23 protein-coding genes and 2 pseudogenes are annotated in these 25,015 nt (G+C 46.4%); 20 read left to right on the forward strand and 5 right to left on the reverse strand.

The window, feature by feature from the left end:
- Positions 1–56: 56 nt before the first annotated feature.
- From GBH70_RS09750 to def, 8 genes are all read left to right on the forward strand, one after another.
- The gene (locus GBH70_RS09750) at positions 57–1,271 is read left to right on the forward strand and encodes an argininosuccinate synthase (RefSeq protein ID WP_151680866.1); all 1,215 of its coding nucleotides are present in this window, start codon (positions 57–59) and stop codon (positions 1,269–1,271) included.
- Positions 1,272–1,432: 161 nt separating this feature from the next.
- Positions 1,433–2,815, forward strand: coding sequence for an argininosuccinate lyase (argH, locus tag GBH70_RS09755; RefSeq protein WP_151680867.1), 1,383 nt, complete (start codon positions 1,433–1,435; stop codon positions 2,813–2,815).
- Positions 2,816–3,034: 219 nt separating this feature from the next.
- Positions 3,035–4,219: an LL-diaminopimelate aminotransferase gene (locus GBH70_RS09760; RefSeq protein WP_151680868.1), complete on the forward strand. Its 1,185-nt coding sequence runs from the start codon at positions 3,035–3,037 to the stop codon at positions 4,217–4,219.
- A gap of 185 nt (positions 4,220–4,404) precedes the next feature.
- Entirely contained in the window at positions 4,405–4,632 is a 228-nt protein-coding gene (locus GBH70_RS09765; RefSeq protein WP_172967424.1) for a FeoA family protein, read from the forward strand.
- Positions 4,632–6,626, forward strand: a complete 1,995-nt coding sequence (gene feoB, locus GBH70_RS09770) for a ferrous iron transport protein B (RefSeq protein WP_151680870.1) — start codon at positions 4,632–4,634, stop codon at positions 6,624–6,626. The genes GBH70_RS09765 and feoB overlap by 1 nt, the downstream gene beginning before the upstream one ends.
- An 18-nt stretch (positions 6,627–6,644) precedes the next feature.
- A complete protein-coding gene (locus GBH70_RS09775; protein WP_151680871.1) occupies positions 6,645–6,833 on the forward strand; it encodes a FeoB-associated Cys-rich membrane protein in 189 nt (62 codons plus the stop codon).
- Between the two features lie 127 nt (positions 6,834–6,960).
- Positions 6,961–8,169 (forward strand): MFS transporter, encoded by a 1,209-nt coding sequence (locus GBH70_RS09780; protein WP_151680872.1) that lies wholly within the window; start codon positions 6,961–6,963, stop codon positions 8,167–8,169.
- A gap of 156 nt (positions 8,170–8,325) precedes the next feature.
- Positions 8,326–8,907 (forward strand): peptide deformylase, encoded by a 582-nt coding sequence (gene def / locus GBH70_RS09785; RefSeq protein WP_151680873.1) that lies wholly within the window; start codon positions 8,326–8,328, stop codon positions 8,905–8,907.
- Between the two features lie 50 nt (positions 8,908–8,957).
- Here the strand turns inward: def and GBH70_RS09790 are convergent, their stop codons facing one another.
- Positions 8,958–9,278: a MerR family transcriptional regulator gene (locus GBH70_RS09790; protein ID WP_151680874.1), complete on the reverse strand. Its 321-nt coding sequence runs from the start codon at positions 9,276–9,278 to the stop codon at positions 8,958–8,960.
- Positions 9,279–9,519: 241 nt separating this feature from the next.
- Here GBH70_RS09790 and GBH70_RS09795 point away from each other — a divergent pair, with 241 nt between their 5' ends.
- The 6 genes and pseudogenes from GBH70_RS09795 (at position 9,520) to GBH70_RS09820 (ending at position 15,519) form a co-directional block, all read left to right on the forward strand.
- Entirely contained in the window at positions 9,520–9,684 is a 165-nt protein-coding gene (locus tag GBH70_RS09795; RefSeq protein WP_253693696.1) for a Fur-regulated basic protein FbpA, read from the forward strand.
- 133 nt (positions 9,685–9,817) lie between these two features.
- Complete coding sequence (locus tag GBH70_RS09800) at positions 9,818–10,627, forward strand: YitT family protein (RefSeq protein WP_151680875.1); 810 nt, start codon at positions 9,818–9,820, stop codon at positions 10,625–10,627.
- Positions 10,628–10,706: 79 nt separating this feature from the next.
- Positions 10,707–11,537, forward strand: a complete 831-nt coding sequence (locus tag GBH70_RS09805; RefSeq protein WP_253693699.1) for a C39 family peptidase — start codon at positions 10,707–10,709, stop codon at positions 11,535–11,537.
- A gap of 237 nt (positions 11,538–11,774) precedes the next feature.
- Positions 11,775–13,384 (forward strand): annotated as a pseudogene (locus GBH70_RS09810) (DUF6044 family protein).
- Positions 13,385–13,491: 107 nt separating this feature from the next.
- Complete coding sequence (rpiA, locus tag GBH70_RS09815) at positions 13,492–14,181, forward strand: ribose-5-phosphate isomerase RpiA (protein ID WP_151680876.1); 690 nt, start codon at positions 13,492–13,494, stop codon at positions 14,179–14,181.
- Positions 14,182–14,334: 153 nt separating this feature from the next.
- Entirely contained in the window at positions 14,335–15,519 is a 1,185-nt protein-coding gene (locus GBH70_RS09820; RefSeq protein ID WP_151680877.1) for a DHH family phosphoesterase, read from the forward strand.
- Between the two features lie 123 nt (positions 15,520–15,642).
- On the opposite strand, the pseudogene GBH70_RS17925 reads toward GBH70_RS09820, so the two are convergent.
- Together GBH70_RS17925 and GBH70_RS17510 are read right to left on the reverse strand one after the other, a co-directional pair.
- Positions 15,643–16,245 (reverse strand): annotated as a pseudogene (locus GBH70_RS17925) (transposase); the annotation flags it as partial.
- Between the two features lie 29 nt (positions 16,246–16,274).
- Positions 16,275–16,400, reverse strand: coding sequence for a hypothetical protein (locus tag GBH70_RS17510; RefSeq protein ID WP_259373281.1), 126 nt, complete (start codon positions 16,398–16,400; stop codon positions 16,275–16,277).
- A gap of 412 nt (positions 16,401–16,812) precedes the next feature.
- On the opposite strand from GBH70_RS17510, the gene GBH70_RS09835 reads away from it, so the two are divergent.
- The 5 genes from GBH70_RS09835 to GBH70_RS09855 all read left to right on the forward strand — a co-directional run bounded on the left by GBH70_RS09835 (position 16,813) and on the right by GBH70_RS09855 (position 21,857).
- Positions 16,813–18,006 carry a branched-chain amino acid ABC transporter substrate-binding protein gene (locus GBH70_RS09835; RefSeq protein WP_151680879.1) on the forward strand — a complete coding sequence of 398 codons (1,194 nt, stop codon included), beginning with the start codon at positions 16,813–16,815 and terminating at the stop codon, positions 18,004–18,006.
- 63 nt (positions 18,007–18,069) lie between these two features.
- Entirely contained in the window at positions 18,070–19,056 is a 987-nt protein-coding gene (locus tag GBH70_RS09840) for a branched-chain amino acid ABC transporter permease (protein ID WP_151680880.1), read from the forward strand.
- Between the two features lie 9 nt (positions 19,057–19,065).
- Complete coding sequence (locus GBH70_RS09845) at positions 19,066–20,346, forward strand: ABC transporter permease subunit (protein WP_151680881.1); 1,281 nt, start codon at positions 19,066–19,068, stop codon at positions 20,344–20,346.
- Between the two features lie 13 nt (positions 20,347–20,359).
- On the forward strand, positions 20,360–21,136 hold the full coding sequence (locus GBH70_RS09850; protein WP_151680882.1) for an ABC transporter ATP-binding protein: 777 nt from the start codon (positions 20,360–20,362) through the stop codon (positions 21,134–21,136).
- A gap of 16 nt (positions 21,137–21,152) precedes the next feature.
- A complete protein-coding gene (locus GBH70_RS09855) occupies positions 21,153–21,857 on the forward strand; it encodes an ABC transporter ATP-binding protein (protein ID WP_151680883.1) in 705 nt (234 codons plus the stop codon).
- A 134-nt stretch (positions 21,858–21,991) separates the two neighbouring features.
- On the opposite strand, the gene GBH70_RS09860 is transcribed toward GBH70_RS09855, so the two are convergent.
- Both GBH70_RS09860 and GBH70_RS09865 read right to left on the reverse strand, forming a co-directional pair.
- Complete coding sequence (locus tag GBH70_RS09860) at positions 21,992–23,173, reverse strand: NAD(P)/FAD-dependent oxidoreductase (protein ID WP_151680884.1); 1,182 nt, start codon at positions 23,171–23,173, stop codon at positions 21,992–21,994.
- A 33-nt stretch (positions 23,174–23,206) separates the two neighbouring features.
- Complete coding sequence (locus GBH70_RS09865) at positions 23,207–23,659, reverse strand: helical membrane plugin domain-containing protein (RefSeq protein WP_151680885.1); 453 nt, start codon at positions 23,657–23,659, stop codon at positions 23,207–23,209.
- 334 nt (positions 23,660–23,993) lie between these two features.
- On the opposite strand from GBH70_RS09865, the gene GBH70_RS09870 reads away from it, so the two are divergent.
- The gene (locus GBH70_RS09870; RefSeq protein WP_151680886.1) at positions 23,994–24,989 is read left to right on the forward strand and encodes a helix-turn-helix transcriptional regulator; all 996 of its coding nucleotides are present in this window, start codon (positions 23,994–23,996) and stop codon (positions 24,987–24,989) included.
- Positions 24,990–25,015: the final 26 nt, after the last annotated feature.

Raw genomic sequence — 25,015 nt, forward strand, 5'->3', positions numbered from 1 at the left:
TGTATAAAAATTCAAATATAATATTATTTATGCAAAAAAGGCAGGGAGAAACTATAATGGCGAAGGAAAAAATTGTATTAGCATATTCAGGCGGTTTGGATACATCCGTATCGATTAAATGGATCCAGGAAAAATACGGGTATGATGTGATCGCCCTTGGGATAGATGTCGGGGAAGGCAAGGATTTAAACGCCATCCGCCATAAAGCATTGAATGTCGGTGCGGTTAAAGCCGTGATCATAGATGGTAAAGAAATGCTCGCAAAAGATTATATTTTGCCGGCTTTAAAGGCGAATGCCTTATATGAAGGGAAATATCCGCTGTCTTCGGCGATCAGTCGCCCGCTTATTTCAAAGCTGCTTGTCGATGTGGCGGAGCAGGAAGGCGCGGTTGCCGTCGCGCACGGTTGCACCGGGAAAGGAAATGACCAGGTCCGTTTCGAAGTGTCCGTCCAGGCGTTAAATCCAAAGTTGAAAGTCGTTGCGCCTGTCCGTGAATGGGGCATGACGCGCGATGAGGAAATCGCCTATGCAGAGAAAAACAATATTCCGATCCCGGTTGATTTAGACAACCCGTTTTCGATTGACGCCAACATTTGGGGAAGGGCATGTGAAGCAGGCGTGCTCGAAAACCCGTGGAACGAAGCGCCGGAAGCGGCTTTTGAATGGACAGCGCCGATTGAAATGACGCCGGATGAGCCGGAATACATCGAGATATCATTTGAAAAAGGCGTGCCGGTTGCATTAAACGGCGAAGCGATGGGGCTTGTTAAAATGATCGAACAGCTGAACCTGATTGCAGGCAAGCATGGCATCGGCCGAATCGACCATATTGAAAACCGCCTCGTCGGGATCAAATCGCGCGAGGTGTATGAAAATCCGGCTGCAGTTGTACTGATCAACGCCCATAAAGAACTGGAATTTTTGACATTACCGCGTGAAGTGACGCAATTCAAAGCAACTGTAGAACAGCATATGGCGAAAATCATTTACGAAGGGCTCTGGTACTCGCCTTTGAAAGCGGCTCTCGATGCATTTGTCGAAGAAACGCAAAAGACGGTAACGGGGACGGTCCGCATTAAACTGTTTAAAGGTACCCATACCGTTGTCGCCCGCAAATCGCCGTTCAGCCTGTACAACGAAGAACTTGCCACTTATTTGAAAGGAGACTCGTTTGACCATAATGCTGCGGTCGGTTTCATCAAACTTTGGGGCCTGCCGACAAAAGTATTTGCCGAAATCCAGGCAAACGGAAAAGTGTTGAACAAATAAGCTAAAATTTATGGCCGGTGGACTATAAAATTAGCGGAAAAAAGAGGGCGGATTCCGTAGTCAACCACTGAACTGAATCCGGTATAAGTATGATAAGGCTGTGGCGGTCTGCCGCGCAGCCTTTCATTTTTTTACTATCATCACGGCAGGAGGAAAAAACATTGTCAAAGTTATGGGGCGGACGTTTTACGAAAGAAACGAACAAGCTGGTGGAGGAATACACCGCGTCCATCGCATACGATCAGCGGCTCGCGTTTGAAGATATAGAAGGCAGCCTTGCCCATGTCCAAATGCTCGGCGAATGCGGGATATTACCGAAAGAAGATGCGGAAAAAATAAAAGAAGGGCTTGAAAAAATTGCCGAAAAAATCAAAAATGGTGAAGTGGAATTTTCAGTTGACAACGAAGACATCCATATGAATATCGAAAAAATGTTGATTGACGAAATCGGCCCTGTCGGCGGCAAGCTGCACACCGGGCGGAGCCGCAACGACCAGGTCGCCACAGACATGCATTTGTATGTGCGGAAAACGACAAAAGAAATGATCAGTCTGATTACGCATGTCCAGGAAGCGCTGCTTGTGCAGGCGAAAGCCAATACGGAAACGATGATGCCGGGCTATACACATTTGCAGCGGGCGCAGCCGGTGCTGTTTGCCCACCATCTGCTAGCTTATTTTTGGATGCTTGAGCGCGATAAAGAAAGATTTGCCGACAGCCTGAAGCGGACGGACTGGCTGCCGCTCGGGGCAGGGGCGCTTGCCGGCACGACTTTCCCGATCGACCGGGAGCGGACGCGTGAACTGCTCGGATTTGGCCGGATATACCCGAATAGTTTGGATGCCGTCAGCGACCGCGATTTTGTGCTCGAATTTTTAGCCAATGCTTCAATTTTAATGGCCCATATTTCGCGGCTTTCGGAAGAAATGGTCATCTGGTCCAGCCAGGAATTCCAGTTTATTGAACTGGATGATTCATTTTGCACCGGGTCGAGCATCATGCCGCAAAAGAAAAATCCGGATGTGCCGGAACTGTTGCGCGGTAAAACGGGAAGGGTATTCGGCCACTTGCTCGGGCTTTTGACTGTATTAAAAGGGCTGCCGCTTGCTTACAACAAAGACATGCAGGAAGATAAAGAAGGCATTTTTGATACGGCTGATACGCTCGAGGGGGCGCTCAAGCTGCTTGCACTGATGATTGAAACGATGAAAGTCAATAAAGAGAAGATGTTCAAAGCCGTTTCAAACGATTACTCCAATGCAACCGATATCGCCGATTATTTGGCGAAAAAAGGGCTTCCGTTCCGTGAAGCCCATGCCGTCATCGGACAGATTGTGCTGTATGCGATCCAAAATGATAAATTTCTGCTCGATTTGACGCTCGATGAATATAAACGCTTCAGTCCGCTTTTTGAAAAAGATATTTTCGAAGTGCTGAAACCGGAACATGTTGTAAAAGCAAGAAACAGCACCGGGGGAACCGGGCATGAACAAGTGGCTGCGCAGCTTGTAATGGCGGAAAAACAATTGGAAAACGGTTTTTAAAATGCAGGTTGACGTTGGCGGCATTTTTATGAAAACCCGGCGGGCGTCTTGCCGGGACTTGCCGGATTCTCCGTTTTCTTTTAAACTGTTATACAATAGACTGCACACGATGCGAAAAAGTTTGATATAATAAAATATTGTAAAGCGTTTTAATCTTTTGCATCATGAGTATAGGGCAGTACATACATCTTGCGAGTCAAAAAGTGGGAGGAAAAGGTCTTGGTTGAAATTGCAAGGCGCATGAACCAGTTGCCGACGTTGATTTTCAATGAACTCATTGCGTACAAAAAGAAAAAAGTAAAAGAAGGATGCCGGATGATCGATTTAAGCATCGGCAGCCCGGACCAACCGCCGCCAGCTTTTGTTATGGACGAAATCATCCGGAATGCAGGCGACCTGAACCAATACGGATATACGATTTCGGGGATTGAAGCGTTCTACAAGGCTGCAGCCGGCTATTATGAACGTTTCGGGGTGAAACTTGATCCGGAAACGGAAATCATCCAATTAATGGGATCACAGGACGGGATTGTCCATCTTCCGCTCGTCTTTTGCAATCCGGGTGATATCATCCTTGTCCCGGATCCTGGCTATACGGCATATGAATCGGGGTTGAAACTGGTGGAAGCAGTGCCTTACCCGATGCCGCTTCTTGAAGAAAACGGATTTATGCCGGACTTGTCGAAAATACCGGAAGACATCGCCCGCAAAGCGAAAATGATGATTTTGAATTTTCCAGGCAACCCGATTCCGGTTTTGGCAAAAAAATCGTTTTTTGAAGAAGTCGTCCGGTTTGCGAAAAAATACGATATCGTAGTGGCACATGATTTTGCCTACTGTGAACTCGTCTTTAACGGGAAAAAGCCGGTTAGCTTCCTTTCCGTCGAAGGGGCAAAAGAGGTCGGTGTTGAATTCAACTCCTTATCAAAAAGCTTCAATATGGCGGGTGCCCGCATCGGCTTTTTGGCCGGAAACCGTGAAGTGATCCGCCTGTTTTCGCAATTGAAGTCACATATGGATTACGGCATTTTTGAACCAATCCAAAGGGCTGCGACCGCTGCTTTAACAAACGGCAGGGAATTTGCACGGGAAAATGCCGCTCTTTATGAAAAGAGAAGGGATTTGTTTGTTTCCCGCACGGCGGAGATCGGGTGGAAGATCCGGCCATCGGATGCGACGATGTTTTTATGGGCAAAAATTCCGGAAGGCAAACAATCTGTTGCGTTTACTTACGAACTGATGGACCGGGCAGGGGTGGTCGTTACGCCCGGCATTGCGTTCGGCAGCCACGGTGAAGGATATGTCAGAATTGCGCTCGTACATGAGGAACATACATTGAAGGAAGCTGTCCGGAGAATCGAAGAAAGCGGTGTGCTGTTACAACAAAAAGCGGGACTCTTTTAAGGACCCCGCTTTTATTTGTCAATGAACATTATGTGAAATATATCACATAATTATTTTAAAATTTTCATGAAAACTTTAAAATGAGATAGACGCCGCAGCATAAATCGGTTATCATATTTTATGTAGGAATGATAATCATTATCAATAAAAATACCTCTATTCTTGGTTGCCAGGGAGGAGCAGTGATGGTCTTAACAGAACTGAAGCCTGGAGAAAAAGGCATCATTACAGATTTGTCCCATATTGACGAAAATATCCAAAGGCGTCTTCTTGATTTAGGTGTGCTGGAAGGCCGTGAAGTTTGTTATAAATGCGCATTGCCGTTCGGGGGGCCGTGCCTGCTTGAAGTTTGCGGGCAGTGCATCGGCATCCGCAAAAAAGAAGCAATGCGGATTCAAGTGGAGTGTTCATAATGCAGGTCGCTTTATTTGGCAATCCGAATACAGGGAAGACATCGCTTTTTAATGAACTGACGGGATCTTATGAATATGTCGGGAACTGGACGGGGGTCACCGTTGAGAAAAAGGTTGGGCGGCTGAAGAAAAATCTTGGCCTGTTAATCGATTTGCCCGGCATTTATGCATTGAACCCGCTTTCCAAAGATGAAGCGGTAGCTTCCAATTTTTTAATTGAAGAAGAATTTACATCCATTTTAAATATTGTCGATGCCTCCCAGCTTGCGAGAAATCTGCATTTGACCATCCAATTGATGGAATACGGAAAACCCGTCCTGATCGGCCTGAATATGATCGATGTGGCGAAATCGCGCGGCATGAAGGTAGATGAAAAATCCCTTTCGAAAGGGCTCGGCGTTCCGGTTGTGCCGATTATAGCCCGGACGGGAAAAGGGTGCGGGGAGATCTCGGAGCGGATGAGAGAAAAGCCTGTTGCGCCTGACTTCCGCATTGATTACGGGGATGTGATAGAGGAAGCGGCAACCCGCATTATGGGGATACTTCCGGATTATAAATCCTTGAATAAACGCTGGCTCGCCCTCCAATTTTTGGAAGGGAACGAAGTCATCCGTTCTATCTCTGCATTCCGTCCGTTGAAAACAGAACTTTTGGCTTATTGCACGGAAGTTGAAAACCGGCTACGGGAGAAAAATCCGCATGCTTCGTTGAAACAGGAAATGTTTAAAAAACGTCAGCAGTTTATTGATCGGCTGATCGGAACGGCCGTTGAACAAACAGGTTCAGAAAGAAAAACGTTGACGGAGAAAATTGATGCGGTGGTCTCCAATAAATTTCTCGGCGTCCCGATTTTTATTGGCACGATGTATTTGATGTTCTGCATCACGTTTAACTGGCTTGGGACTCCGTTATCCGATTTGCTCGACAAGTTCTTTTCGGGGCCGCTGACCGATTGGATCGAAGCCGGTTTAACGAAAGCCGGCGCAACCCAGTTTATCCGTGACGTCGTCCTGAACGGGATTGTCGCGGGCGTAGGCGGCGTGCTTGTTTTTGTGCCACAAATTTTCGTATTGTTTTTCTTTATATCGCTAATTGAGGATTCCGGGTATATGGCGCGGGTCGCAATGGTGATGGACCGGGTGATGGAAGCAGTCGGCCTGAACGGGAGAGCCTTTATTCCGCTGATTATCGGTTTTGGCTGCAATGTTCCCGGCGTGATGGCGTCAAGGCCGATCGAACAGCCGAAAGAAAGGCTGCTGACGACGCTCCTGACGCCGCTCATGTCGTGCTCGGCACGCCTTTCCGTATATAGTTTGTTTGTTTCGGCGTTTTTTCACAAATACCAGGCTTTAGTCGTCCTGTCGCTGTATTTGCTCGGTATCGTCATTGCATTGGTGCTTGCCAAAGTGTTTTCAATGGTAATGAAGACAGAAGGTTCCGTGTTTATCATTGAACTGCCGCCGTACCGTGTGCCGAATGCACGGAGCCTTTTCAGGGGCACATGGGACAAAGGAAAAGGCTTTGTCCGCAAAGCGGGGACTTTGATTTTCGGCGGGACGGTTGTCATCTGGCTGATTTCCTATACGGGGCCGGGCGGATTGGACGTTCCCGTTGATAAAAGTTTTATGGCGCTGATCTGCAAGTATCTCGCGCCGCTCTTTCAACCGCTCGGTTTTGGTACATGGCAGGCGGCTGCGGCACTTCTGACCGGTTTCATGGCAAAAGAAGTCGTTGTATCGACGATGAATGTGCTGTATTTTGTCCCAAGCGGCGCGTCATTGGCAGACGTGATCCAACACGCGTTTACACCGCTTACGGCTTACAGTTTTATGGTGTTTATACTATTATATATTCCTTGCCTTTCGACAGTGGCCATGGTCCATAAAGAAACCGGTTCGGGGAAAGTGACGCTTTTTTCGATCGGTTATGCGCTGACCGTTGCTTATGTAGTCTCGTTTATCATTTACCAGGGCGGCCGTTTACTCGGCTTCTAGAGACGGAGGGATGTTCACATGTTCAGTATCCTATTAGGAATCGCCATATTTGCTTATGCAGCATTTACGTTGATCCGATTTATGAAAAAAAGCAGGGAAGGGCAGTGCGCATCCTGTGCTCTGAAAGACAGCTGCGGAAAGGCAAACTGCTGTATTTCACACGGAGAGGCTCAGGATGCAAAAGCGAAAATGACGGTAAAAGGGTAAAAAAGGCCCCGCAGGCATTTACGCGGGACCGTTTTTTTATGCAATCTATTTCGCATCACGAAGGAGTTTCGTGTACAATAAGGGCAGGCCACTTAATTTAAATAAATTGGATGATGGGGGGAGTCACATGAAAGGAACAGATGTAAACGGTATCCAACAAAAATTTGAATACGGAAAAGAAAAAATTTGGTCACGAGATTTTGTCCTCATTCTTTTTGCGAATTTTTTTGTTTTTCTTGGTTTTCAAATGACTTTGCCGACAATTCCGCTTTTCGTTGAACATCTTGGCGGAAATGATCAATTGATCGGGTTTGTGGTCGGCATTTTTACATTTTCGGCGCTATTGTTAAGGCCATTCGCCGGCCATGCCCTGGAATCAAGGGGAAGAAGGTTTGTATACCTGTTGGGGCTTGCCATTTTTGTCATATCCGTCGGGTCTTATTCGGTTGCCGCAAGCATTCTTTTTTTATTATTGATGCGGGTGGTCCAGGGGGTCGGCTGGGGTTTTTCTACAACAGCCTCCGGAACGATCGCCACTGATATTATCCCGATGCGCAGGCGCGGGGAGGGTATGGGCTATTTTGGTTTATCTGGGAATCTCGCGCTTGCCTTTGGCCCGTCACTAGGCTTGTTTATTGCAGACAGGCTTCCTTTCCGGAATTTGTTTCTCATTTGTGCCGCTTTGGGCCTGGCCGCTTTTTTGCTGGCGACTAGAATCCACTATAAAAAAGCGGAAAAGCATGGAGCGGAAAAAAGTGGGCGCAAAAGATTTGATTTTTACGAAAAAACGGCGCTACAGCCGTCGCTCCTGTTGTTTTTTATTACTGTCACTTTTGGTGGCATTGCGTCATTCCTGCCGCTTTATACTGCCGAAAAGCATATTTCCGGTATCCAATGGTATTTTCTGGTCTACGCGCTTGCTTTAATGCTGACGAGGACATTTGCCGGGAAATTGTATGACAGGAAAGGGCATAAAGCTGTATTTGTTCCGTCAACACTGCTAATTGTTGCTGCAATGCTGTTATTGTCGTGGCTCCCGAATCCATTCGTATTATTTTCTGCAGCATTTTTATACGGATTCGGTTTTGGTTCCGTCCAGCCTGCGCTTCAAGCCTGGGCCATTGAAAAGGCGCCGCACAACCGTAAAGGAATGGCCAATGCGACCTTTTTCTCCTTTTTTGACCTCGGAATTGGATTCGGGGCGATGATGTTCGGCCAAATCGGGCATCTGTTCGGTTATCATGCCATCTATATGACAGCTGCTTGTTCTGTAGTGGTTTCAATTGTCCTGTATCTATTTTTCTATTCGAAAGAAAAAGGCACGCAAACGGTCTGACTTGGCGCCATTCCATCCGCGTTTTTAGATTTTTTCTCCGCCATATGATAAGATAAACATGTTCCGGTATTTACCACACCGGATCCCATCAATGCAAAGGGCGAATGTACCCGATGCTGCCGTTAAAAAGAATTTCAGGAAAAAGGCAGATGAGTTATGAGCAAATTCAATGATGATTATATGATCACAATGGATGACATTGTAAGGGAAGGTGACCCGATTTTAAGGAAAGTGGTCGATGAAGTGCAGATGCCGCCGACTGAGGAAGACAAGGCGGAATTGCGCTGCATGCTGCAGTTTTTAAAAAACAGTCAAAACCCGGAAATCGCCGCCAAATACAACCTGCGCGCGGGCGTCGGGCTTTCAGCAAATCAAATCGGGTTGAATAAGCGCATGTTCGTGGTGTACATTTCAGATGAAGACGGGGAAATGGAATACACCTTATTTAATCCGAAAATCATCAGCCATTCGGTTTCGATGATCTATCTTCCGCAAGGGGAAGGGTGCCTGTCTGTGGACCGGAAAGTGGAAGGCTTTGTCCCCCGGCACGAAAGGATCAAAGTGAAAGCTTACGATATGGACGGGAATGAAGTTCTGGTCAAATTAAAAGGCTTCCCAGCTATTGTTTTCCAGCATGAAATCGACCATTTGAACGGGATCATGTTTTACGACCATATCAATAAAGAGAATCCATTTGCGCTTCCCGCAAATGTGGATATCAGGAGCTTGTATGAGTAAGCGACATACAAAGCGGCAGCCTGCACAGCTGCCGCTTTGTTTAAATCCTGTTATTCCCTTGTATGGAAATAAGCATTCAGCTGGCCGCGGATCACCTTTTCGCGCATTGTCCGTTCATTGTATTTTTTCTGTTTAATGTATTCTTTGCGGATTTCTGCAGTTTGGATGCCTTCTTCCCGTTTGTTTGCGATGTCCATCAGCCGTTCGACATCGGAAAATGAATATTTTCGGATTCCCCGGTTCGTCCGCTCGGGAAAAATCAGTTTTCTCTCTTCATAGTAACGGATCCTTCTTTCGCTTAAACCTGTCAATTCACAAACTGTACCGATCGAGATGACTTTTTTATCGAGGTATGATTCGTTTGAAGCCACTATGTACCCTCCCTTTGTAAGGTGTTTTTATTAATATATAACAAAAAATCTAATTGTTCCATACTTATGTTAGGAAATCTAACAAGAAATCCCGATCTTCCCTTTGCTGATGGAAGAATACATCACAGAAGAAAACGCCTGCAATCTATTCCGATCTCCATCTCACGCATTATTGGCGGCAAAACGTTTAAAATAAACAGGTCGGGGGTAGAAATGTATTGTTTCTCAGGAGGGTTGACAGATGGAAATGATGACGTATTCCGATATGGAAGAAAGGAAAAATGATTATATTGAAAAACTTTTAGAAAAAGGGATTTATAAAGTCGGAAAATACCAGCTGTATGAGCTGCCGCTGTTGGATTTACAAAAAATTTACCACAATTCGTTTGAAAATAACATCCGCTAGAACAATTGCCGCTCCCTACCCCTCCCTTCACCGCTTCTGTCCGGCCATTTTTTCTTCTTTTGGAGTTGAGTTTTCATTTATTTACCAATATAATGATTCAAGATCATATGTTTTCGATAGAAGGAGAAAAAGGATGAAAAATTTTTTGATCGTGGTGGCGGGATCTGTCATTGTCGGCACGGCGTACAATCTTTTTTTCATTCCGCACAAAATATTAAGCAGTGGTTTAAGCGGGATTGCGATCCTGCTCGGCCTGATCACCCCCGTCAACACCGGGGTGTTAAATTTTGTGCTGAACCTGCCGTTGCTTGTTTTGTCCGTTTTTAAACTCGGGAAAAAGTTTACGTTGTTGACGGTTTCTTCGGTTATTTCTTTATCTTTAAGCCTGTATTTGCTCCCGGTTGTAAAAATATCTTCTGAACCGATTTTGTCTTCTTTATTCGGCGGCATTTTTACCGGCCTTGGCATCGGCCTGATTTTCAGGGCTTCCGGGTCCTCGGGCGGGTTTGATATTATTGCCATGTTTCTCGCAAAGAAAAAAGATTTTCCGCTCGGCGCCATCCTGTCGGCTTTAAACGGCGTGGTCGTCATCGCATCCGGGTTCGTGTTCGGCTGGGATGCCGCCTTTAATACGCTTGTGGCGATATTTGCATGCGGAAAAGTGATCGATGCCATCCATACGAGACATATTAAATTGACGCTGATGATCATAACATCTAAAGGCGAAGAAATGAAAACGAGACTGCTTGAAAAAGTGTACCGCGGGATTACAATGATGGATGGAAAAGGGGCATATTCCGGCGATTCCCGAAAAATATTGCTGATGGTCATTACGCGCTATGAGCTGACGGAAGTGAAAAATTTGGTCCGCGAAACCGATCCGGGGGCATTCGTCAATATTTTGGAAACCGCCGAAGTGGTCGGGTCTTTCCACCGGAATTGATTTTAAACTTTTCTTAAGGAATGGGGCGTAAACTGATATTGCTGGCATTCGCGATTTTGAAAGGTGGGTGGAGGGGCAAATGTATAAATTGCCGCGCCTTATTTTTGCAGCACTCATATTGATTATTTTATTGTTGGTTTTTAACCAATATTATTCGAGTAAAAATACCGCAAAAAACAGTATAAAAAGCGAATCGAGCCAAAGTGCTTCAAAAAATAGCAAGCAGAAAACAGAAAAGCAAAATTCATCCGGCAGCAAGAAAACATCAGGCAAAACGACCGAGCAAAAAGAAAAAACGAACAACTCGGAAGAAAAGAAAAATTCAAGATCCGGGAGAATATTGCTTGATGTGCCGCTCATTAACCAGATGGATGCGCCGCGCCTGTACAACGGGTGTGAAATTACAAGCCTTGCCATGCTTTTGCAGGATAACGGCTACAACGTGACGAAAAATGAATTGGCGAACGAGGTGAAGCGTGTGCCGCTTACATATGAAAACGGCAAGCATGGCAATCCAAATGTCGGTTTTGTCGGCAATATGGAAAACGGGCCGGGGCTTGGCGTGTATCACGGGCCGGTTTTTGACCTTGCCAAAAAATATGCCGGCAGCAAAGCGCATGATTTCACGGGACAGCCTTTTTCAAAAGTCATTCAAAATATTGCGGAAGGGCATCCGGTATGGGTCATCATCAATACATATTTTGCGCCGGTTTCGAATTTCCAGACTTGGGACACGCCCCAGGGCAAAATTAAAATTACATACAGCGAACACAGTGTTGTTATTACCGGGTACGACGACGACCATATTTTTGTAAATGATCCGTATGGCACAAAAAATAAAGAACTGGATCGAAACACTTTTGTAAAAGCATGGGAGCAAATGGGAAGCCAGGCGATTGTGATCCGTTGAACATTTTGCATGGAGATGTCCCAAAGCCCTTTTAAATAAGAAACCCGCCGGGATAAAACCATTTTCCCGGCGGATTTTCGCGATTTTCTAAAACAATTTCAGTTTTTGCATAATGGCGGAAATTTCCGGTTATATTATGGACAGGTTCAAATGAGGAGAGAGGGATCTGCCGATTTGCGAATTTTACAAAGTGAGACCGGCCTTTTGGCTGTTTGTTTTGCTGTCATCATTCTATATTTGTCGCCGCTTTACATTTTAGGGGGCGATGCCCATATCCGCGTGCATGATAACCTCGATTCTAATATTGCCTGATATAAAGTACTGGCCGAAAGCGGAAAAATGTTTAGACCGCTTGATGCGAGGATTCCCCAGGTGATGAACTGGATCCCGCGCAATGCGTTCGCGTCTGAATTCAGCCTGATTGTCTGGCTCTACGCCCTGTTTCCTCCGATGACCGCCTATGCCATTAGCCAGACGATCACAAGAATTTTTGCCTTTATCGGCATGTACGCGTTGTTAAAAACGCATTTTTTGCGCGACAGTGCGTACCAGCCGGTTTGTGCCGGATGCGCGCTCGCTTTTTCGCTTACGCCGTTTTGGCCGTCCGGCATGCTGAGCACGCTCGGCATGCCGCTTGCATTATGGGCTTTTCTTAATATCCGCGCAGGCAAAAACATCACGTGGAAAGAACGCCTCATCCTGACACTGATTCCGTTTTACAGCAGTATCGTCCTCGGCTTTTTCTTTTTCTTATCCGCAATGTTTCTGCTGTGGTTTTGGGGCGGAATCAGGGGAAAGGGCTGGAATTTCCGCTTTTTTGCCGCTATTCTTTACATGTCCGCCATTTTTTGGCGGTTGAGTATCGGCTTGTCTATTCATTTTTGTTTGCGGCTGTTCCGAACAGCCGCGATGAATATATCCATGCGCGCCTTTCGTTTTGGCATTCCGTCAGGCTTTCATTTAAAAATTATGTGCTCGGGCATACCCATGTCCTTACGGTGCATGGCTTTATCATTTTACCTTTTACGCTGCTTGCGTTTTGGATTGTTTTAAAAAATAAGCTCTGGAAAAGGGAAAGCACATTTGTAAGCTTGTTTATCCTTAATTTTTTGCTGTCGGTCTGGTATGAGTTTTGGTTTTATAAAGGTTGGCTGCCGTTAACCGAAAAAGTCCATTTTCTCAATACGTTTAACTTCGCACGTTTTCATTTTTTTCGCCCGCTTGTCATTTATGTACTGTTCGGCCTTAGCTTAAAAATTTTAGTGCAGCATTGGGGATTCTGGAAAAAAACGGCCGCTGCCTTTATCGCAGGGCAGATCATCATTCTTTTTATCTCTAATGATGAATTGGTGTACCATTCGAAACCGACGCCCAACCAGTTTTATGCCGAAACGCTATTCCAAAAGATTGATGACTATATCGGTAGGCCGAAAGCAAGTTATCGCGTGGCAAGCATCGGCCTCCACCCGGCAATCGCACAGTATAACGGTTTTTACACGCTTGATTCATACAATAACTTCTACCCGCTTTCCTATAAACACAAGTTCAGAAATATTATTGCGCGCGAACTGGAAAAAAACCGGGCAATCAAACAGTATTTTGATGAATGGAGCGGGCGCTGCTATATGTTTACGGATGAACTCGGCAAACATTATATGTTCCAAAAAAATTCCGGGGAAAAGCTTTCCCATTTGCAGCTCGATACGACCGCTTTTAAAAAAATGGGCGGGGAATTCATCTTTTCGGCGGTGCCGATCGAAATGCCCGCGGAAAATCGGCTACAATTTTTGCGTGCATTTTCGGACAAGGACACGGTGTGGAAAATATATGTCTACAAAGCCATGTAAAATATTGGCACATTATAAAATAAATCCCATTATTGCAACTTCCTGCGCTTTCCTTTATTATTCACCTGGTCTGTAATACAATCAAGGTAAAGGCAGGTGGAGAAAGGATGAACGAAAAAAAAACAGCCGGGGAAAAAGCGGCGGAATTCGTGGAAGATGGCATGACCATCGGGCTTGGAACCGGTTCAACCGTTTATTATACGATCAGAAAAATAGGGGAACGGGTGCAAAACGGCCTGAAAATTACGGGTGTTCCGACATCGCAGGCGACAGCGGTACTTGCCCGCGGATGCGGCATTCCGCTGGCCGACCTGAACGACACAGATACAATCGACTTGACCATTGACGGCGCGGATGAAGTCGATCCCGCCTTAAACGGCATTAAAGGTGGCGGGGGAGCTTTGCTGTTTGAAAAACTGGTGGCAAATGCATCGAAAAAAAATATATGGGTGGTCGATCACAGCAAGCAGGTCGAAAAACTCGGCGCTTACCCGCTGCCGGTCGAAGTCATCCCATTCGGTTGGAAACAAATCATGAAAATTTTTGAGGAAAAAGGCTTCAGGCCTGTTCTCCGCATGAAAAACGGGCAACCGTTCCAAACGGACGGCGGGCATTATATTGTCGATATCCGTGCCGGGCATGCCGGGGACATGGTAGCGCTCGGGAAATGGCTTGACGGGCTCACCGGCGTTGTCGAGCACGGCCTGTTTCTCGGCACATGCGACCTTGTTGTCGTCGGGGACGGCGAAAGCGTAAGCATGCGGGAAAAACCGCGGGAAACGGGTAACAGATCCTGATTTTTGGGTAAACGTAAAATGGAACAGAAAGGGAAACGCAAGTCCGATCCCTTTTCGGTTCCGTTTTCTCCGGCTGTTTCGCAGCAAGGCGCGTTTTCAGCCTGAACAACATGTTATCATATATGCTCAATCCAAAGTTCGGAGGAAGAACAGATGTATCGATTGTTAACGCATAACGACTTGGACGGCCTTGGCTGCGGCGTTTTGGCCAGGCTCGCATTCGGGAAAAACATCGAAATCCAGTACAATTCAGTGTCCGGGATCAATCCGCAGGTGGAAGCTTTTTTAAAGAAAGAGAAAAAAGAAGAGATGTTGTGGATCACCGATTTATCCGTCAATGAACAAAATGCGGAGTTGATTGATGCGTATGTCCTGCAGGGAGGGAAAGCGAAACTCATCGACCACCATAAAAGCGCGCTCCATTTAAATGCTTATGCATGGGCGTCCGTCCAGGTGGAGGAAGACGGAAAGCTGGCAAGCGCCACTTCATTATTTTACCGGTATTTGAAAGCCAAAGGGAAGCTCAGGCCGGACGACGCCGTGGATCAATTTGTCGAGCTCGTCAGGCAGATGGATACATGGGAATGGGAAAAAAACCAAAACGTCCAGGCAAAAAAATTAAATGACCTTTTTTATATGTATACGGTTGAAGAATTTGAAGAAATATTGTTACATAAGCTGACCCATAGTGGCTCATTTTCTTTTGACGATCTCGAGGAGAAAATTTTAGACCTGGAAGAGAAAAAAATTGCGCGGTACATTAACGGCAAGAAGCGGGAAGTTTACCAAGCCGTGATTGACGGCTATTATGCCGGCGTTGTCCATGCCGAATCGCACCATTCCGAACTTGGGAATGAGCTCGCGAAAGAATATCCGCATTTGGATTATATTGCGATTATAATGGTCGGGAAAAAAAGAATCAGCTTCAGGACGATCCATGACCATGTCGATGTATCGGAAATTGCGAAAAAATACGATGGTGGCGGTCACCGGAAAGCATCGGGCGCAATGCTGACGGCTGAGGCTTTCCGGCATTTCGTGGAGGAAACTTTTAAGTCCGAACCATTAAAGCGCGATTTCGCCCACAACCAAGCGAACATAAAAGGGCAGGAGGCCGGCTGCTTATACCAAAACCGGTGCGGGGAACCGTTCTTCGTATATAAAGACGTCCAAAAAGGCTGGGTCATTGAAGCAAAAGGGTTAAAACAGTCCCCGTCTTTTTCCGATTTTGAAGACGCAGAAAAATTTGTAAAGCGACAGTTCCAGGCCTGGCTTGTTCAGGATGATGTGTATATAGAGTACATGGAAAAAAAGCGCCGGATAGATAGCGGCGCATGAAGCGGGCTGAGGCTGTCCCAAAGGCCCCTTCTTAAACAAGAAAAACCGTTGAGAAAATAATTTTCTCGACGGTTTTTCTTCTTTCTGAAACAGGCGGTTCTTTTCCGCCTGTTTCAGAAGATTGTGGGCGATGGCAACCAGCCCGAATTCGATATTTACTTTCTCAAGCCCCCGCAGAGAAAATCTGCGGAACGACCGATTGCCTTTGATATGACCGAACACGTTTTCTACCTCGATTTTCCTTCGAGCGTAGATTTGCTCGTCTTTTTCACGATATTCCCAGTTAGAAACATTTCGGATATCTTTTTTGTAAGCCCGCGTCTCTTCTTTTCTCATAGTATTGTAGGGAATCAATGCTTCGAACTCTTCCTCATGCGCATACAAATAGTTGGCTTCCCCGCCATAACCTGCATCCGCAATGATCCGTTTTGGCTTAGGCAGGCCGGATGCTTTCAGCTTCTACAAATGCGGAACAAAGCATCTTGTATCAGTTGGCCTCTGGTGTATAGTGTATCCAAGAATAAACTGGTCTTCCGTTCCAATTTGGACATTGTAACCCGGTTTCAGCTGGCCGTTTTTCATATGATCTTCTTTCATCCGCATAAAGGTGGCATTATGATCTGTTTTGGAATAACTGTTCCGGTCTCCAAAAATTTCCAATCGGGCTTCATACTTCTTCAGCCGCGGTAAGTAGTCTTCTTTGAGTTTCTTGTAAATTTTTCGTTTCGACCGATAGACTGCCTTTTTCTCTTTCTTCAGTTCCTTGTCTTCTTCCTGCTCTGCGTCTGTTTCAGCTTCTTTGACTTTTGCTCCACCTTTTCGGCAATCTTCTCCAGCTGTTTTGCACTTACATGTTCAGCCGGAGCTTTCATTTCTTTCAATGTTTCCTCATCTAATTCAATCATTTCTTCGATGAGTTGAAATGTCTTTTGAAGGTTTTTTTATGGAAGGCTCTGTTAAATTTTATTGTTGATTATCGTTAATTTCTGATATCTGCGGGATTATCGGGCAAGAAGAGACCCCTTGTGCTAAGGCATCGAACAAGGAGGCTCGCGACGGTGTGCGGAAAGTGAGCGGATTTCGCGATCATCAACATTGGAACATAACACATAAAGAAAATAATTTCAAATAAAAAAATTCAAAAAATAACGTGAGTAAAACTGACAACATTACTGATGATTTTATTGGCCATGTTTTATACTTTTGATAAGCATTTTAGCCTAGACAACGGAGGTGATTGTTTACATCGTTTGCCGGTTTTACAAAAAGAAAACAGAAGAATGGGGGAAAAGAATGAAGTCAAAAAAATTATGGTCATTCGGCTTGGCGGCCGTGCTCGCGGTAAGTTTGCTCGGGGCATGTTCGCAGTACAGCAGTAAGAGCAATGCGTCCGGCGGCAGTATGCAAGTGATTAAAATCGCCACACAGTCCCCGCTCTCGGGCGGAAGTGCAACATTGGGGGAAGCCATTAAGCTCGGGGCACAGTTAGCATTGGAAGAACAACAGGCAAAATTTAAAAAAATGGGCTTTAAGCTGCAGCTTGTCCCGTATGACGACCAGGGCGACCCGAAAAAAGGCGTGTCCAATGCCCAATTGATCGGGTCAGATGACCAGGTTTTCGGAGTAATTGGGCATTTGAATTCTGGCGTTTCCATTCCGGCTTCCGAAGTGTATGAAAAATATGCGATTCCGATGATTTCTCCTGCCAGCACGGCGACTGAAGTGACCGACCGCAATTTAAAAACGGTGAACAGGGTATGCGCCCGCGATGACTTCCAGGGTCCGGCCGGCGCCTCTTACGCCGTGAAAACGTTAAAAGCAAAGAAAATTTTTGTCATCCAGGACAAAACGGCATACGGGCAGGGGCTTGCCGATGCCTTTAAAGCTGCCGCCGAGAAGCTTGGGGCAAAAATTGTCGGTTATGAAAGCATCACGGTCGGGGAAAAAGATTTTAACGGGGTGCTCAATTCCGTTTCATCGGCAAAGCCGGATCTTGTTTATTTTGGCGGTTTGTACGCTGAAGGCGGCTTGATTGTGAAACAAGCTAGGGCGAAAGGCATTGACGTGCCGATCATGGGCGGAGACGGCCTTGATTCTTCCACATATGTAGATATTGCGGGGGGTGCCGTAAAAAATACGTATTTGACATCAGTCGCTGGAGATGTCTCGAAAACATCGGAAGGGAAAAAATTCGCAGAAAATTACAAAAACAAATTCAGGAAAAATGTTGAATCTTATTCCGCTTATGCGTATGATGCGATGGGCGTCATGCTGAAAGGTCTGGAAAACGCCATTAAAGCTAATGGCGGAAAAATCCCAACCCGCGAGCAGGTCAGAGACGCCGTCCGCGCCATTAAAGATTACAAAGGTGTTGTCACGGAAGTCGACTTCGATTCAAAAGGCGACAACAAATACGCAAAAGTATTTATTTATAAGTTCAATAAAGCGGCTTACCCTGCCGAACAGGAAGGCGAAATCAGCAAATAAAAACAGACGGAAGGGCGTGCAGCGGGAGCCCTTCCGCTCATTCAAATGAAAGGACGTGGGGAAATGCTGACGGATTTGATCGGTACATTGCCGCAGGTGCTTATAGACGGCCTTACACTCGGTGCAATTTATGCCGTTGTCGCCATCGGGTACACGATGGTTTACGGCATTTTGGAACTAATTAATTTTGCCCATGGTGAAATTTTCATGACAGGGGCTTTTATCGGCACATCCCTGCTCTTTTTGTTTACCGGCCAGGGATGGATCCATACTCTGCCGGCAATCTTGATCCTGCTTCTGGCCATCATTGCGGCAAGCATCTGCACGGGGGTTTTGGGGATCGGCATTGAGCGGGTGGCTTACAGGCCGCTTAGAAATGCGCCGAAACTGATCACGTTGATTACGGCGATCGGGATTTCTTTCCTGCTTCAGGACATTGTCCGCTTTATCGCCGAGTTGAAGAAAGGAACCTACATTATCAACGGGCCTAATCTTTTCAATGGGCAAATCCATATTAAAGCATCATCTTTATGGCCGGAATTTCATGACGCGACGCTGAAAAGCTCCTTCCTCGTCGTATTGCTCGTATCCATTGTGATGCTTGCGGTGCTCGACATCTTTGTCAACCGGACAAAATGGGGAATGGCGATGCGGGCGGTCGCCCAGGACCGGGAAACAGCCTCCTTGATGAGCGTAAATGTCAATAAAGTCATTGCCATTACGTTTTTTATCGGATCTGCACTCGGGGGAGCGACGGGCGTTCTGTTTGCCGTCCAGTACGGCACAATAGACCCTTATATCGGCTATACGCTTGGGATAAAAGCATTTACCGCAGCAGTGCTCGGCGGAATCGGAAACATACGCGGCTCCATGGCCGGGGGGCTCATCCTCGGTTTGATTGAAATGTTTGCGGCCGCCAACCTTTCCGGGCTGACCGGCGGCGTATTCGGTTCCGAGTACAAAGATGTTTTTGCATTTATTCTGTTAATCATTGTGCTCATTTTTAAACCGGAAGGCTTATTCGGAAAAGCAGCCGCAGAGAAAGTGTAGGTGGAAAAAGTGGGAAAATATTGGATTGCATTTGTTGCAAACAAATCTTTATCCGGAGGGCTTTTTCTTTTATACGTTATCGTGACATCAATTGGGATTTATTTGTCGCAGAAATCAATTGTTTCGTTTTTGCTGCTGCTTGCTTCTTTGTTGATTCTATATTTTCTCCAATTCCCGGACAAAGTGAAATGGGCGGCTGCACTTGTCATTCTCGGGGTGGTTTTGCCGTTTGCCGCTAGCCATGGGCAGTCTTACCAATCCTATATGGATGTGGCGGTTATGGTAGGCATTTATGTTGCGATGGCGCTAGGGCTGAATATTGTGGTCGGGATGGCGGGGCTCCTGGATTTGGGTTTTATTGCCTTTTTTGCATTGGGCGCTTATACGTACGGGATTTTTACAACTTCCCAGGCATCGCATTTTATGCCGTTCGGGCACTATCCTTTATCGGGCGCCAGTTTTTGGATGTTTATTTTGATCGGCTGCCTTTTCGGCGCTTTATTCGGCGTGTTGCTTGGAATTCCGGTGCTGCGTGTGAAAGGGGATTACCTGGCGATGGTGACGCTCGGGTTCGGGGAAATTGTCCGGATTGTTTTCAATAATTTGGATAAGCCCATCAATATCACGAACGGGGCAATGGGCATTTCCTCTATTGCGCCGCCTGAACTTTTCGGCATCCGCTTTATCTATCCGAGCCAGTTTTATTATGTTGTGCTTGTGCTCCTTTTGATTGTGATCTATATGGTCCGCCGGCTGGAACGTTCTAAAATGGGGCGGGCATGGAAAGCGGTAAGGGAGAACGAAATTGCGGCGCAGGCGATGGGCATACCGCTTGTCAAAACGAAGCTTGCCGCATTTGCCATCGGCGCCTCTTTTTCCGGGGCGATGGGCGTAGTGTTTGCGGCAAAACAAGCATTTGTCGATCCGACCAGTTTTACGTATTTGGAGTCCACCACGATCCTCGTCATGGTGCTTTTAGGGGGGATGGGAAGCGTCCCAGGTGTCATTTTAGGGGCATCCATCATTACGATTTTAAATCTGCAGGTGCTGACGGAAGTCACAAACTGGCTCAACCAATTGAGCATGAGCGGGGTGTTGAAAATTCCGGATGCCTTGTCGCCTGCCAAAATGCAAAGGTTTATTTTCGGCCTTTTGTTGATTGTGTTCGCATTATACCGTTCAAAAGGCCTGTTGCCGGCAAAAAATATGCATTATGATCTTGAAAAGCTTGCCCGCAGGACGCACAGCATGGATGCTGTTCCGGCGGCAGGCGAAACGAATAAAGGTTAAGCGGGGGAGATATATGAATTTGCTTGAAATCAAAGGGCTGACGAAAAATTTCGGTGGCCTGGCCGCAGTCTCCAATGTTAATTTAAATGTCCCCAAAAATTCCATTACCGCTGTCATCGGTCCGAATGGTGCCGGCAAAACAACGCTTTTCAACATGGTCACAGGTGTCTATAAGCCGAGCGCAGGCGATATTTTATTAAACGGGGAACCGATTACCGGTCTTAAGCCGCACGCCGTCGCCAGAAAAGGGATTGCCCGGACATTTCAGAATATCCGCTTATTCGGCAGCCTGTCCGTGATGGAAAATGTTTTGATCGGCATGCATAGCCGTTTAAAAAGCAATTTTTTCGGAGCCGTCTTCCAGCTGCCGGGAACGCGGCGTGAAGAAGAAGCGGCGCAAATGGAGGCATTTGAACTGCTCCAGTATGTCGGGCTCGACGGCTTGCTGAATGAACCGGCCACGAATCTCCCGTACGGGGCGCAGCGGCGGCTTGAAATTGCCCGCGCCTTGGCCGTAAAACCGAAACTGCTGCTGCTCGATGAACCGGCGGCGGGCATGAATCCGAAAGAAACAAAGGAACTGACGGATTTAATCCGGAATATGTGCGGGGAAAAAGATTTGACGATTATCTTAATTGAACACGATATGAAGCTTGTGATGGAAATTTCGAACCATATTGCTGTGCTTGACCACGGAGAAAACATTGCCGAAGGGAAACCGGTTGAAATCAGAAACAATCCAAGAGTCATAGAAGCGTACCTCGGTAAAGGCGCATTGGCTTATGCATAAGGAAGGAGGGGAAGCCATGCCTTTGTTGGTACTGGAAAATGTGAAGGCAAACTACGGTGGGATTCAGGCATTAAAAGGAATCAGCATGGCGGTGACCGAAGGGGAGATCGTTACGCTGATCGGGAGCAACGGGGCCGGGAAATCCACGACATTGAAATCGATCAGCGGCCAGGTAAAAGTAAACGGCAGCATCACATACGGCGGTCAAAATATTGCCAACCTGCCGCCCCATCAAACGTCCCGATTGGGGATCGCGCATGTGCCGGAGGGCAGGAGGATTTTCCCGAAACTGACCGTAAAAGAAAATCTTTTGATCGGGGCTTTTGCAGTGAAGCAGAAAAGGACGATTGAAGAGAGAATGGAGCGTGTGTTTTCATATTTTCCGAAGTTGAAAGAAAGGCTCGACCAAAAAGGCGGGACGATGAGCGGGGGCGAACAGCAAATGCTAGCCATCGGCCGGGCCTTGATGGGTAGGCCGAAACTTCTGATGCTGGACGAACCTTCAATGGGGCTCGCGCCGATCGTTGTCGAACAAATTTTTGAGATTATTTCCGAACTCAATCAAGAAGGCATGACGATTTTGCTGGTCGAACAAAATGCGTACCAGGCGCTGCAAATAGCTGACCGCGGCTATGTCATCCAAACCGGGGAAATCGTCCTGGAAGGGGTGGGGAAAGAATTAATGGTGAATGAGCAAGTACAGGAAGCTTATCTTGCTTAAGGGGCAGTTTTAAATTTTATGATAATATCAAGGGCCCGTAGCGCTTAAAGTGAACGGGCAATTGCCGGGGTAAATTATCCGGAACAGAAATCTAAAAAAACAGGCGCACCTATAAGGGGGCGCCTGTTTGCGCATTAATACACAAGGCTGAACAAGCCGTTAATATGGGACAAGTAGCGAATATTGCTCGCTTCTTTCATTGCCGAAGCAGGGAAGCCTTTTAATTGCGTTTGGTTCTCCCCGATAAAGGCAATGGCATCTTTTCTACCGAGGCTTGCAAGCGTACCGGAGTTTACCGGCTGGAATACCCGCATTTTGCCGCCTTTTAAGTAGGCGTAAAGGTTATAGCCGATCAATTCGCCCATCTGCCACGACATTTGTGCTGTCGGCGGATAAGGGCGTGCGCCTTCAGACGGGAAGACAACTGCGCTGTCGCCGGCTACAAATACATCCGGATGAGATGTGGACTGCAAATATTCATTGACGGTCGCGCGTCCCCGGTTCACTTCAATGCCGGAATTGGCCACAACCCTGTTGCCCTGAACGCCGCCGGTCCAGACAAGCGTTTTCGTTTCGATTTTCTGGCCGTCTTTCAGTTCCACAACACCATCTTCATATTTCGTAACAGGAATGCCCGTCAGGAATTTGACGCCGCGCGCTTCGAGGCTCTTCGTTGCGCGTTCGATCAAGTTCGGCGCAAAGTTCGGTAAAATTGAAGGGGCGGCTTCTACGCAGATCAGCGAAATTTCGCTTGGGTCAATCGCATATTTTTTCGACCACACCGGCACTTTATCCGCCAGTTCGCCGACTAATTCGATCCCGGTCAGTCCGCCGCCGCCGACAACGAAGGTGGCATCCGCTTTATTTTTTGTTTTTGTATATTGTTCGAGGCAACTTTGGATATGGGCGTGGATGCGTTTTGCATTGTCAACCGATTTCAATAGGAAGCTGTTTTCTTCAAGTCCCGGAATGCCAAAGAAAGCCGTTTCACTGCCAAGCGCCACGACAAGGATGTCATAATTCAGCTTAAATCCGCTTCCTAAAGATACTTCTTTTGTGTCCGGTGAAATTTTGGTGACTTCATCGACCTGGACGTCAACATCTTTTCCTTTAAACAATTTTTTTAACGGAAGCGATACTCTTTTTTCGGAAACGCCGCCTGCGGCCAAACGGTGCAGCTCCGTAATAATTTGGTGGTCCGGCACCCGGTTGACGACGGTAATCGAAGCGTCGTCTTTCGTTAAATATTCGCGCGCTGACAATGCGGTTAACAATCCGCCGTAGCCAGCCCCTAAAACAACGATTTTTTTACTCATATGGATCCCCCGTTCTTTTCAATTCTGTTTATGTTATTGTTGTTGTTTGCTCCGTTCTTCCGTCACTTGTAGAAATGCCTGCAGAAAACGGAATAGCTTCTGGGCTTGCGGGTCTTTTAACAATCTCAACAGGCCGAAGAGGCCGATTGTATCGTTTGATTCATCCGCCCGGTCTTTCGCTTCGATTGCGGTTTGGGCGAGCCCTTTCGCTTTTTCGGCAACGGGATCCAAAAATCCTTGCACACCGCCTTTAAAATCGTTGATGAGCACTTTATCCGTCATTACGGACTGTGCAAAATCATAAACTTTGTTTAAAATCGTGACCAGCTCGGCCATTTTCGGCAGGCTTTCAACAAGCACGGTCAGGGATTCCTGGACTTCCGGTATCAATAACTGGTCCAGCAAATCTTTTTGTGCGCCCGCCGCTTCTTTGTTTGCTTCAAGTTGTTCTTCGATATTGGTTTTTTGGGTTGAAGTTTCTGCCATCTCCTATTTCTCCTTTACTGGTGGGATTCCCATTAAGGTTATGTACGTTCAAAGTGTTCCGATTGTTCCCTTATTAATCCCTCCGTCCTGTTTGTGAAATTTCTTCATGAATGCACGTTTTTTTATTCACAAAAACCGCTATGAAACCTGATACATGATTAGTATATCAAATTTTCACCATATATGAAGTAAATTTTGCTATCCTTTTAGAAAAATGTTTTCTTATGATACGAGTTCGGGATTTCGGAAAATTTTTCACTGAGAAGGGCCTTGCGGGATGCTTGCCGGTTTGTGCCCGTATCGGATAAAATGAGTTTAGAAGAAGGTGGGAAGCGTGAAAGATATTTCGTCAAAAATCCGGATGCTGAAAGTAAAAGAAATTTTGGAAAATGAAACCGATGAAGCGCACGAGTTTTCCCTTGACGAGATTTTGAAGCGGCTCAATGAAGCTTTCGGCGGGGACTTTTGGCAGGATAAAAAAGCGGTAAAACGGGATATTGAAGACCTAGCCCAAACCGGCTTCGATGTGATCGAAAATACAGGCAAGTACGGAAAAAAATACTACAGCCACCAGGTGCGGCGTTTTGAGCTGTTTGAGCTCCGGATGCTGATCGATGCGGTGTTATCCGCCAAATTTATAACAAAGGAAGAGTCGGAAAACCTCATTAAAAAAATTAAAACATTAACGAGCGTCCACCATGCGAAAAAACTGCCGAGCCAGGTATTTTTTGATCAGGCGGTCAAAGGCAACTACCAGCAGATCAAAATCGACATCGACCGGATCCATGAAGCGGTAACAAAATCGAAAAGAATTTATTTCCAATACGGGAAATACAACGTACATAAACAGTTTGAACTGCACCGGGACGGTGAATTTTACCCGGTTGAACCGTACGGGCTCATTTGGAGCAATGAATTTTATTACTGCATTGGCAGGTTTGAAGACGAACCGTTTTTCCGACATTACAGGGTTGACCGGATGCGCAATGTTTCGGTTTCGGATGAATCGTTTAAGCGCATGGATGTGAATTTATCCGAATACATTTATAAAACATTCCATATGTACGGCGGCGAGGACAATTGGATCCATATCCGCTTCGATAATGAATTGATCAATGTGATCATCGACCGGTTTGGCCTCGGTGTGGAAATTGAGCCGGTTTCAGACACGCATTTTGATTTGAAAACAAAAGCTTCCATCAGTGATGGGCTGATTCGCTGGATTTTGACGTGGGGGAGCATGGCGAAAGTGATCGCCCCCCTGCATCTTGCCGAAAAAATTAAGGAAGAAAGCAGGAAAATGGCAGCACTGTATGAACATGAAACTTAAAATTTCTTGCTTTTTATCCTGATCCA

Origin of the sequence: Weizmannia acidilactici, assembly GCF_008974225.1 — a bacterium.
GTDB lineage: Bacteria > Bacillota > Bacilli > Bacillales > Bacillaceae_C > Weizmannia > Weizmannia acidilactici.

What these genes read in the sequence shown, in the direction of transcription:
- GBH70_RS09750 (WP_151680866.1), top strand. Translation starts at nt 57, where the DNA reads ATGGCGAAGGAAAAAATTGTATTAGCATATTCAGGCGGTTTGGATACA.
- GBH70_RS09765 (WP_172967424.1), top strand. Translation starts at nt 4,405, where the DNA reads ATGGTCTTAACAGAACTGAAGCCTGGAGAAAAAGGCATCATTACAGAT.
- feoB (WP_151680870.1), top strand. Translation starts at nt 4,632, where the DNA reads ATGCAGGTCGCTTTATTTGGCAATCCGAATACAGGGAAGACATCGCTT.
- GBH70_RS09775 (WP_151680871.1), top strand. Translation starts at nt 6,645, where the DNA reads ATGTTCAGTATCCTATTAGGAATCGCCATATTTGCTTATGCAGCATTT.
- GBH70_RS09780 (WP_151680872.1), top strand. Translation starts at nt 6,961, where the DNA reads ATGAAAGGAACAGATGTAAACGGTATCCAACAAAAATTTGAATACGGA.
- def (WP_151680873.1), top strand. Translation starts at nt 8,326, where the DNA reads ATGAGCAAATTCAATGATGATTATATGATCACAATGGATGACATTGTA.
- GBH70_RS09795 (WP_253693696.1), top strand. Translation starts at nt 9,520, where the DNA reads ATGGAAATGATGACGTATTCCGATATGGAAGAAAGGAAAAATGATTAT.
- GBH70_RS09800 (WP_151680875.1), top strand. Translation starts at nt 9,818, where the DNA reads ATGAAAAATTTTTTGATCGTGGTGGCGGGATCTGTCATTGTCGGCACG.
- GBH70_RS09805 (WP_253693699.1), top strand. Translation starts at nt 10,707, where the DNA reads ATGTATAAATTGCCGCGCCTTATTTTTGCAGCACTCATATTGATTATT.
- rpiA (WP_151680876.1), top strand. Translation starts at nt 13,492, where the DNA reads ATGAACGAAAAAAAAACAGCCGGGGAAAAAGCGGCGGAATTCGTGGAA.
- GBH70_RS09820 (WP_151680877.1), top strand. Translation starts at nt 14,335, where the DNA reads ATGTATCGATTGTTAACGCATAACGACTTGGACGGCCTTGGCTGCGGC.
- GBH70_RS09835 (WP_151680879.1), top strand. Translation starts at nt 16,813, where the DNA reads ATGAAGTCAAAAAAATTATGGTCATTCGGCTTGGCGGCCGTGCTCGCG.
- GBH70_RS09840 (WP_151680880.1), top strand. Translation starts at nt 18,070, where the DNA reads ATGCTGACGGATTTGATCGGTACATTGCCGCAGGTGCTTATAGACGGC.
- GBH70_RS09850 (WP_151680882.1), top strand. Translation starts at nt 20,360, where the DNA reads ATGAATTTGCTTGAAATCAAAGGGCTGACGAAAAATTTCGGTGGCCTG.
- GBH70_RS09855 (WP_151680883.1), top strand. Translation starts at nt 21,153, where the DNA reads ATGCCTTTGTTGGTACTGGAAAATGTGAAGGCAAACTACGGTGGGATT.
- GBH70_RS09860 (WP_151680884.1), bottom strand. Translation starts at nt 23,173, where the DNA reads ATGAGTAAAAAAATCGTTGTTTTAGGGGCTGGCTACGGCGGATTGTTA.
- GBH70_RS09865 (WP_151680885.1), bottom strand. Translation starts at nt 23,659, where the DNA reads ATGGCAGAAACTTCAACCCAAAAAACCAATATCGAAGAACAACTTGAA.